Genomic DNA, 9,670 nt, shown 5'->3' with positions numbered 1-9,670 from the left:
AGTTCCCAGGGACCTTGTTTCAAATCTTGAGCCCAACGACTCGCAAGTATCCTCTAAGAGAAGCAACGACTTTTTGTCGACGATATCCAACAATCTCGACAAATCGGTACTGTTGCCAAGCACATGCACCATAAGAATTGCTTTGATTGGAAAGCGGTCTAGTGCTTCTAGTAAAGAAGCTATGGACAAGTTCAGGGTTGAGGGATCTACATCTACCAGCACCGGTTTAAGGCCAAGTTGCACGAGCGGCCAAATTGATGTCGACCAGCAAACTGCCGGCACTGCTACATAATCACCGACGCGTAATCGTCTTGACCGTAGTGGATTGATGATCGCGGAGACTGCAAGAAGGTTGGCGGATGATCCCGAATTTACCATTACGGCATAATTGGCGCCGACATGTTCCGCAAACGCAAGCTCGAAGTCATGCACTCTACGCCCCATGGTGAGTTGGCCGCTCAGCAACGTTTCCATGCAGCGCAGTATTTCCTGGTTATCGTAGCTTGAGTCCACAAGCGGAAATGCGTAATTAGAATTGGGAGTCATTTATAGGGAGATCCGTGGTATTTGAAGTATGTGGTTTCTAGTAGATCTTTGAATGAGCAAACGCAATGATGCGCGGTCCCAATAGAAGAGTGGGGGCTAAATTTAGAAACAAGAAAGTAGTGGCCGTTATCCATGGCACAATCCAGATGCCGAAGTGGCTAATTGCCCAGGCCTTTAGCCCAATACACGCAATCGCGAAGATGGCTGCAGTGATCACTTGATAGCGCATGACACTTGCAGCATTAAGAAAGGTGGCGATGGCGGTCCCTGCGGCATTAACAGTGCACCATACGACGAATCCTTCCAATAAGGTTCCGGCGATCGCTACTGGCTTGTGTACCCAAAGCGGGACGATTCGATCAAAGCCCAGCATAAGGACGGAGCTCGTGAAAAACGCAGCGAGTACCGCCAACACCACTGAGCGTCGTAATGTATGCATGACCCACCTATAGTCGCCGGCCGCCAATGCCTGTCGATAGATCGGCCATAGTGGTGTCCAAATCAGGCCAAGCCCAAGCGGAATGACGGAAAATAGTCGCTGCACGATGGCGTAGGTACCCGCATCCGCAGGGCTGCGAAGCGTGGAGATTAGTGGCAGGTCGGCTGAGTACGCGAGTGCTGCGGCAAGCTGAAGAACAAAAAATAGCAAACCCTCACGGCGTATGTGTGTAGCGATTGTCGGATCGTTCTTTTTGCCAGATGAAGCCATTTGAGGTTCAAGCCACAACAGCCAAGTATTGGCGGCGGAAGCTACAAGAGGGGTAGCTACTGCTGCCAGTACGAGTAACGGGAGCGACGCATCCAATTTTGCGAGTACGATCACCACGGCCGTAGTCAGCAGTTGCCCCAATGCCTGCCACCGAAATGCGCGATCACCTCGCCCTAAGCCGAGTTGTACGCGGTTGGCAAGGTTTAACGGTACTGCAAGGACGACGGTGAATAATATGGCAGCGGTAGCTGTGCGGCAGCTAGCTGCCATTTCGTCGGGAAGCCCAAGCAGGTGTTGCCATGGAACTAATGGCAGAGCAATTGACGACGCGACTGCCAACCATAGGGCAAGCCAGAGCAATGTACGACGCCCCTCGCGAAGGATGGGGCCAATCTCGTCGTAGGCGCCACGCCCCTGAGCCGCAGCTACCAAGTTCATGGTGCCGTTACCGATGCCGAAATCTAGAAAGCCCGCGAATATTACCAACGAGACGAGTGTCGCCCATACACCGAAAAGCTTTGGTCCCAACGTATGCAATACAAATGGCACCGTCAGGAACAGATTGGCGGCGGCGAATACCTTTGCGACGATTGACCATGCACCGGTATGAAGGATCCGGCGTCCACGGGGGCCCACCCGGCGCGACATCGACTGGGCTCGGGTGGTTCGATCGTGAGCATTCATGAGCGGGTAAGCGCGAAAGCGTCAATCGTCTGTTCCAGTCCTGGCCTTAGCGGAATTCGCGCTCGCCAACCTAGTGCGTGCAGGCGATTGATGTTTAGCCGTTTGCGCGGGGTACCGTCTGGCCTACTGGTATCGAAGACAAGTTGCCCCTTGTAGTCCACCGCGCTTGCAATTGTGCTTGCCAGTTCGGCGATAGATACTTCTTGACCGGAACCCACGTTGATCAAGTCTTCGTCGTTGTAATTATGCATCAGGAAAAGTGCTGCATCGGCTAGATCCTCGACATGCAGGAATTCCCGCAGCGGCGTTCCGCTACCCCAAATAGTAACTTGCGGTGCGGAAACGATCTTCGCATCATAGATGCGACGGATTAGTGCCGGCACTACGTGCGAGTTATCAGGGTGATAGTTGTCGCCTGGGCCATAGAGATTGGTCGGCATTGCCACTATCGCGTTGAAACCATATTGTCGACGGTAAGCCTGACACATCTTCAATCCAGCGATTTTAGCGATGGCATACCACTCATTAGTGGGCTCTAGCGGACCAGTAAGCAGATATTCTTCCCTGATTGGTTGCTGGCAATCGCGTGGGTAGATGCACGATGATCCGAGAAATAGTAGTTTTTTGCTACCGCATTTCCATGCACTGTGAATGACGTTAGTCTGAATAGCTAGGTTATCGCGAATGAATTCAGCGGGGTAGGTGCTGTTGGCATGGATACCGCCGACCTTGGCCGCCGCCAGAAAAATATATTCAGGGCGTTTAGCTACAAAGAAGGCTTCGACTGCCGCTTGGTCGACCAGATCCAGCTCGTGATGAGTGCGCAGGATCAGATTTGTCGCACCCTCGGTTTGCAGGCGTCGGACGATGGCGCTGCCGACCAAACCCTGATGACCGGCAACATAGATCCGGGAGTGCAGATTCATGGTGTCAGTCCTGCGGCGAATGAGCGTTGAAGCCGGCGTTTATCACTAGCGCATCGCGTTGGGCCAAGGTCAAATCGTTCTGCATCATCTCGCGGACCAATTCGGAAAAGCCTATGCGAGGAGTCCAGCCGAGCTTTTGGCGAGCTTTGCTCGGGTCGCCGAGCAGTGTGTCCACCTCTGCCGGACGATAATAACGCGTGTCGATACCAACAATGCGTTGACCGGGTTTGGCGGCACACTGATACGGAGCGGCTAGAATGCAGGCATATTCGTCTGCGCCCTTACCGTGCCATGCCAAGGTGACACCAAGTTCGCCAGCGGCCTGTTCAATGAACTCGCGAACGGAGTGCTGCACGCCCGTGGCGATAACATAGTCTTCGGCGACGGGTTGTTGCAGCATCAGCCACTGCATCTCGACATAGTCGCGGGCATGCCCCCAATCGCGCCGAGCATCCAGGTTGCCGAGGTAGAGGCAGTCCTGCAGCCCGAGGTAGATGCGGGCAATCGCACGGGTGATCTTGCGCGTAACGAAGGTTTCACCGCGTAGTGGCGACTCGTGGTTGAATAGGATGCCGTTACAGGCATAGAGGCCGTATGCTTCACGGTAGTTAACCGTGATCCAGTAAGCATATAGTTTGGCTACCCCGTAGGGCGAGCGTGGGTGAAACGGAGTGCGTTCGGTTTGCGGTGTTTCAGTCACTTGACCATATAGTTCAGACGTTGACGCTTGGTAAAACCGTGTCTTGTTTTCAAGGCCAAGAATACGAATTGCCTCTAGCACCCGCAGGGTGCCTATAGCATCAGCGTTGGCCGTATATTCGGGCGTTTCGAATGAAACTTGCACGTGGCTTTGCGCGCCAAGATTGTAGATCTCATCTGGCTGCACCTGCTGGATGATACGAATCAGGTTGGTGGCGTCAGTCAGGTCGCCATAGTGCAGAAAGAGTCGACGCTCGGGGTCGTGCGGATCCTGGTATAGATGGTCGATACGCGTGGTGTTGAACGACGAGGCTCGACGCTTGATGCCGTGCACTTCGTAGCCTTTCGCCAGAAGAAACTCTGCGAGGTAGGCGCCGTCTTGCCCGGTAATTCCCGAAATAAGTGCGCGTTTCACTTGGGGCCTGTAGTCTCGAATTAGTTGTGAAATAGCGGTCTAAGTACTTTTGGAGCTTAAACGCGGAGAAGCGTCAAGGCTTAACGCAAACCCGGCAAATTGCTCAATTGTGTTAATTCATCGTTTAATCTTCCGCCGATATTGAGTGATTGCAACTGTTTCAGCGCTTGTTTGGCTTCCATGTCGCGGCCCTGTGCGGCCAGCATGCGAATTTTTGTTATACGATACGCCGGCTCGTTAGGCGACGCTTTGACTGCGGCATCGGTCATGCGTAGACCCAACTCACGATCGCCCAAGGTGTTCCAAGCGTAGTCGCCATACATGGAAAGCAGGCGCGCGCTTGGATTGGGGTGCGATAGCGCGGCCAGATAGGCATCCACCATGCGCTGGGGGGGAAGTTCGCAGTCGTGATCGCGCGCGCATTCGGTCAAGGCGCCGAGCGAACTCTCATCCTGTACCCCGGCGGGGCGAGATTTCAGTTTTTTGATCATGCTGTCCCACCATGCATCCTTTAGCGGCAGGTGCATGCGTGCGTTCATGAAGATCAAGGCTTGTTCGGGAAGAATCGAGGAGTGAGGCAGTGCGGCGGCGCGCTCCAGTGGAGCATACGCCAGGGCCGTGAACGGTGAGCGTGGGTCGTAATGGGAGTAAATGATGTAAGTGCGACCCAGTTCGTATTCCGCCCGTGGGGAGTCGGGTGCGCGGGTTGCCAATGTCTCGGCCAGGCTGAGCGGCGAGCCCCATGCGGCGGCGGTGATAGCTGTTTCAAAGGCCCACAACAGCATCAGCACAACTAGCGCGGCGCTGCGGGCAAGGACAAAACTCCGTGTTGGCTGCGGGGAATGGCTCCCTATGCCTTTGGCTAGCAGGGGTACCACGGCTAGCAGGAGCCCGAAACTGGCGAAATAGTTGCGGTGTTCGTAGACCAGTTCCAACGGCAGGATGGTGGCGGTAAGCAGGTGGGCACCTAAAAAGAGCGCGACGCCGAGCGACGCCAGTGGCCACCTCTGACGCAATATGGGAACCAGCAAGGCCATGGCTGCCAGTATCACGATGCAAGGGAGTGTGGTCCATGGATGCCACAGTCCCGTCGAGATAACGAAGTTGTCGTGGTAGAAGGAGAGCGCATTGGGTGTGGGCAATAAGGTCCAGATAACGTAGTCCACTACGATCCGGGCTTCGCTGAGCAGGCGCGTGCTCAAGGTGAAGTCGCGGGTGGCCCAGCTTGCCGGCCTAAGTAGACCGGGCAGCAGCCACGTAAGGCCGACAACGAACGGAGTAAGCAATCCGATCACATAGAGGCTGATGAGGCGCAAGTCCCGTGGATGGGTAACTTGTGAAGTAGTAGCAGGCCGCTTGCGAAAACCAAACAAGACCCACTCGATCAGAAATGCATAGAGCGGCAACATCACCGCCGTTTCTTTGGCCAGCAGCCCGATGAGCGTAAAAAAGGCGATGCTGGCCGTACAGATGCCGAGCCCACCCCAATCGGATTTGGATTGACTGGAGGATGATGGGTCGTCGCCATCGGACAGCATGCGCTTGCGTCCCGCCATATAACCTATCAGGCCCATCAGCACGAACAGATTGGCGAGGCTTTCCATGCGTTGGACGACGTAAAGCACGCCAGTAAGATTGATCGGCAATAGCATCCAGCCGCATGCAATAAACGCAGCGACGGCATCGGTGCGCTGTGTATGATTGGCTGCTGTTTTTTGTGCAACAGCGATAAGACTGCGCGCAAGCAGAAACAACAGCCATCCATTCAATAGATGAATGACCAGGTTGGTCAGTTTCATCCAGTAAGGATCGAGCCCCGTAAGCAGATAATTTGCAGCAAAGGTCAACGAAGACAATGGCCGCTTGAATTCGCTTGAGGGCGATGAAAGGGCGGCGTTGATCAGCGACGGTAGTGACGCATCGGTGGGCTGCACCCCTTTGTTGTCGACAATATTGGGGAAGTCATCGAAAAAGAAACTGCCGGAAAGCCCCGGCCAATAAATGGCGGCGGTAAGTATGAATCCGAGTATCAACAGGCCCGCGATCGGCCAGCGGTGCTGTATGGCTTGCTTGATGAAGCGGCTGAAGTTCATGGATGGTTGGCGGCTTGTTGCGTGGCATCCTGTTGGAGTGTAGCGCGAAGGTGTGCCACCTCGCGGGGCCAATACTGTTGCCGTTGCAATACCCATGCGTGCACGCGCGGCATGCCGAAATCCGGCTGGGCCTCGCGGTTGCTTTCGGCTTCGTAATGATCAAGATGCGCCAGTCCCAGCCTTGGGTATCCAGCCGAACCCAAAAGGGCTGCTTGTCCGAGTGCTGCGGCGATTCGAACTTGCAGGTCCAGTGCGTGGTTGAAGTCGTTCAATGCCCTCTCTGCATCACCTTGTTTGAGCGCAAGTCGACCCTTCAAATAATAGAGATCCTGCTCGCGGCCCGCGGTGGATGTAAAGTGCGGATTAGTCAGGCCGGCGTCCAGCAGGCTATCGATGGTGCCATAGCTGAGCTGTGGACAAGGTGGCTTGGCAACCTGATCCATGACACGCTCAAACCAGTGAGTGAGGAGGGTGCCTGGGTCGCGGGCGGTGCTCAATGCAATACGGGAGGCGCTCAGGGTGGCGGGGTCCACTTCGCCCATTTGGCATTCGGCACCAAAAAGGTTGAGTGCCAGTTGTACCTGGTCCGGGTGCCTGGCGAGTAGCGGTCGAAGGCGGGCTATGGCCCGGGCCGGATTGCCGGTGGCCATGTCGATTTCGGTGGCATACGCCTGGGCGCGTGGCGAGCTGGGGTTGAGCCGTGCCCAGAGCAGAGCCTGATCTTGGAGATCACCCCAAAGCTTGGCGCGTGCATGGGTCATCACGCTGCAGCCGAGCAAGATGAGCACGGCGAGCGCAGCTTTCGCTAGCGCAGGACGGTTTGTTTTTGTGCCGGGTTGATGTTGGTCGGATGTGTACGTGATGTGCCCGAACACAGCCGGATGGGCGTCACATAGCCACAGCGCGAGCGGCCAGAACATCAGCATGGCGGGCAGATAGTTGCGATGCTCAAAGTACAGTTCCAATGCCACGGTACTGGATTCGAGTGCCTGACCGACGAAATAGAAGAGGATGGCTAATGCCAGGGCTGGCCTACGACGGCGAATCAGCCAGCCGCCGATAATCAAGGCGGCTATGGTGCAGACGGCCGGCAGCGTGCTGGCAGGCGACCAAAGTGTTGTTGAAGCCCGAATCTGATCGTTGAACAGTCCTGGAGTGAAAGCACGCGGCAACCAAAGCAACCGTAGATAGTCCACCAATACGCGTGGTTCGGTCAGCAAGCGTTGCGCCAACGTCCAAGGGCGAACCTGGGATATGCCGTGTGTAAAGCCGTTCCAGCCTTGTTGGGCTAGATAAGCCGCGATGACCGCGGTAGGAAGCCATGCGAACAGGAGCATGGCTTTCCGATAAAACCCTTCGTTATGCTGGCGAGCGTTGGAGCTTGATGATCCAGGCTCCGCCGGAAGAGCCGAGTGGGGTGCTTGTTGGCCGGCTACCCTCAGCAAAACGTATTCAATGACCAACGCGAGCGAGGGAAGCAGTATTCCATTGGCCTTGCTCAGCGTGGCCAGCAACGTACAAACACCCAGGCCTGCAATGATCCCGATCAGGCCCGTGGCGGTGCGCCCTTGCAACATGGCGTAACGCGCGCGAAGCCATAACAGCAGGCCGATAAGGGTAAATGTGGCCGGCAGCATCGCCTCCCGCTGCACGATATAGAGCGTGGTAGACACAAATAATGGATGCACTAGCCATAGCGCGGCACCGAGGAGAGCGGCCAAGTCGATGCGTAAGTAGTCGCTAGCCGAGGGGGCCTGTGCGTTACGGACACTGCTGCGACCGAGTTGCCGGAGCAGCAAGGCAAGCAGCGCGCCGTTCAGCAGGTGTAGCAGCAAGTTGGTGCGTTTGAATGAAAATGGGCTCGCCGGCCAATCCCGCGCATCAAGCAAAAAGCTCAACATGGCAATGGGGCGGCCGGTCGGATCGGCGTGGCCACTGGTTATATAACGCCAAAATGCGCTCCAGTGATCAATGGGACCGGTGGCGCCCAGGCTCGGCAAGTTTGCGTAGTCGTCGAACAGGAATCCGCCGTGCAGCCCTGGTGCATAGATCTGCCAACTGATTAGCAGGATCCCGCATAACACGGGCAGGTAAACATATTGGCCTAATCGCAATTGCAAGTGATCACCGGACACGTGCAGGCAGAAAAAAGAAGGGCCACTCGAGGTGGCCCTTCACTTGTTACCACATGAGTGGAATTAGCTGCGGCACGAAGTCGGCAGATATGCCGCGGGAACCGTGCCGGTATGGCACGTCCAGCCCAGCGCGCCGGCCGAGGTGGTGGCGGAAAGAATGAAGGTATCGCCAGCAATCTTCGAATTCACCTTCGGGCCATCGAACGTAGCGATGATGGTGCCAGCCTTGGTGCTTACATCAACGGAACTCACATAGCTACCGCTGATGGAGGTTGGTGTGGCGAGGCCCGCGGAAGCGTTCTTTGAGGGGAAATTACCCGTATTCGAGTAGAATTCGGCGACGGCGGTCTTGGCGCCATCCGTCAACACCGCGCCTTCACTCACCTGGGCACGGATCAAGTAGTTCTGGTAGGCCGGAATGGCAATGGCCGCCAGGATCGCGATGATCGCCACCACAATCATCAGTTCGATCAAAGTGAAACCTTTTTGCATGGTCTTCATGGATGTTCCTCTGTATTGGTTAGCTAACCCTAGATGCCCCCTGAGCCCCAGCCCCGAGCCCCCTAGGCGGGATCGGACCCATTCATCATGGTCAGGAACGACCAGGAAGCCGTAGAAGTCGAAGCACTATACATGCCATTTCGCCCTGCTGCCGAAGTCCGGAAATGCCTTGATATGCACTCTGTGGTGAGGATCACGAAAGGCGGCTGACTCATTGTCAGGTGTGGTCCATCTTTATGTCAGCACTGGACATGAACGACACGGGGGCAGGGACCGCTTGCGTCGACTTGTGACGTTTTTTGTCAGGAACGGCTTCCTGCCAGCGGCTTTGACAGGTCACTAGCCGGGCGGCTAGTTCCGGCAGATGGATGGGAGATATTTGCTCGAAACGGTCGTATTCGGTGGGCCACAATGCCATGCGATGCTTCCGGCTCCAGTGATAGGGGAAAGCACCAGATATTGGCCGCTCAAGGCGGTGTTAGCTTTCGGCCCGCTGAAAGCCACCTTGACCTGACCGGTGGTGACGTCCACGCTGGAAACGTAGCTGCCGGAAATGGAGTTTGCGCTAGCCAGCCCCGCTGACAGGTTATTGCCAGGGAAGCGTCCAGTGTTCGCAACAAATTCCCATACCGCGGCCTTCGCCCCCGTGGCCAAGCTGAAACCCTCGGCGACCTGACTGCGGATCAGATAGTCCTGGTAGGCAGGTATCGCAATGGCTGCAAGAATGGCGATGATCGCGACAACAATCATCAGTTCGATCAATGTAAAACCTTTCATAAGTTTTTGCCGAAACATGTCAGATCCCCCTTGTCTAGCTAAACGGAGAAGCATCCTTCATACCAACAAAGTGGGTGACAACTACTGCGTGGCTTTAACTGTGTTTGCTTAGCGAGGGTGATGCGCTCCGCGTGATTGACATCACAGTTTATTATTGAAACATAGCGCGTTTTTCAACCAGTCGG

Annotated in this window: 8 protein-coding genes; all 8 read right to left on the bottom strand. The window is 55.7% G+C overall.

Going from position 1 to position 9,670, the window contains the following annotated elements:
- A partial coding sequence (locus tag VMA74_RS15490; RefSeq protein WP_325368538.1) for a DegT/DnrJ/EryC1/StrS family aminotransferase occupies nt 1-546 on the bottom strand: 546 nt, incomplete at its 3' end.
- A 37-nt stretch (nt 547-583) separates the two neighbouring features.
- A complete protein-coding gene (locus VMA74_RS15485) occupies nt 584-1,903 on the bottom strand; it encodes a hypothetical protein (protein ID WP_325368536.1) in 1,320 nt (439 codons plus the stop codon).
- A gap of 32 nt (nt 1,904-1,935) precedes the next feature.
- The gene (locus VMA74_RS15480) at nt 1,936-2,865 is read right to left on the bottom strand and encodes a GDP-L-fucose synthase (protein WP_325368535.1); all 930 of its coding nucleotides are present in this window, start codon (nt 2,863-2,865) and stop codon (nt 1,936-1,938) included.
- Between the two features lie 4 nt (nt 2,866-2,869).
- On the bottom strand, nt 2,870-3,979 hold the full coding sequence (gene gmd / locus VMA74_RS15475; RefSeq protein WP_325368534.1) for a GDP-mannose 4,6-dehydratase: 1,110 nt from the start codon (nt 3,977-3,979) through the stop codon (nt 2,870-2,872).
- A gap of 80 nt (nt 3,980-4,059) precedes the next feature.
- Nucleotides 4,060-6,072, bottom strand: a complete 2,013-nt coding sequence (locus VMA74_RS15470) for a hypothetical protein (RefSeq protein ID WP_325368532.1) — start codon at nt 6,070-6,072, stop codon at nt 4,060-4,062.
- On the bottom strand, nt 6,069-8,207 hold the full coding sequence (locus tag VMA74_RS15465) for a tetratricopeptide repeat protein (RefSeq protein WP_325368530.1): 2,139 nt from the start codon (nt 8,205-8,207) through the stop codon (nt 6,069-6,071). The genes VMA74_RS15470 and VMA74_RS15465 overlap by 4 nt, the downstream gene beginning before the upstream one ends.
- 63 nt (nt 8,208-8,270) lie before the next feature.
- Nucleotides 8,271-8,708, bottom strand: coding sequence for a pilin (locus VMA74_RS15460; protein WP_325368528.1), 438 nt, complete (start codon nt 8,706-8,708; stop codon nt 8,271-8,273).
- A 351-nt stretch (nt 8,709-9,059) separates the two neighbouring features.
- Nucleotides 9,060-9,503 (bottom strand): pilin, encoded by a 444-nt coding sequence (locus tag VMA74_RS15455; RefSeq protein ID WP_325368525.1) that lies wholly within the window; start codon nt 9,501-9,503, stop codon nt 9,060-9,062.
- Nucleotides 9,504-9,670 lie beyond the last annotated feature (167 nt).

Source organism: Dyella sp. (assembly GCF_035508675.1).
GTDB lineage: Bacteria > Pseudomonadota > Gammaproteobacteria > Xanthomonadales > Rhodanobacteraceae > Dyella_B.
Note: the sequence above shows the minus strand (reverse complement) of the source record. Positions and strands in the feature narration are given on the sequence as shown.

Coding starts and splice junctions, on each gene's coding strand:
- VMA74_RS15470 (WP_325368532.1), bottom strand. CDS start 6,072: ATGAACTTCAGCCGCTTCATCAAGCAAGCCATACAGCACCGCTGGCCG.
- VMA74_RS15485 (WP_325368536.1), bottom strand. CDS start 1,903: ATGTCGCGCCGGGTGGGCCCCCGTGGACGCCGGATCCTTCATACCGGT.
- VMA74_RS15460 (WP_325368528.1), bottom strand. CDS start 8,708: ATGAAGACCATGCAAAAAGGTTTCACTTTGATCGAACTGATGATTGTG.
- VMA74_RS15480 (WP_325368535.1), bottom strand. CDS start 2,865: ATGAATCTGCACTCCCGGATCTATGTTGCCGGTCATCAGGGTTTGGTC.
- VMA74_RS15455 (WP_325368525.1), bottom strand. CDS start 9,503: ATGTTTCGGCAAAAACTTATGAAAGGTTTTACATTGATCGAACTGATG.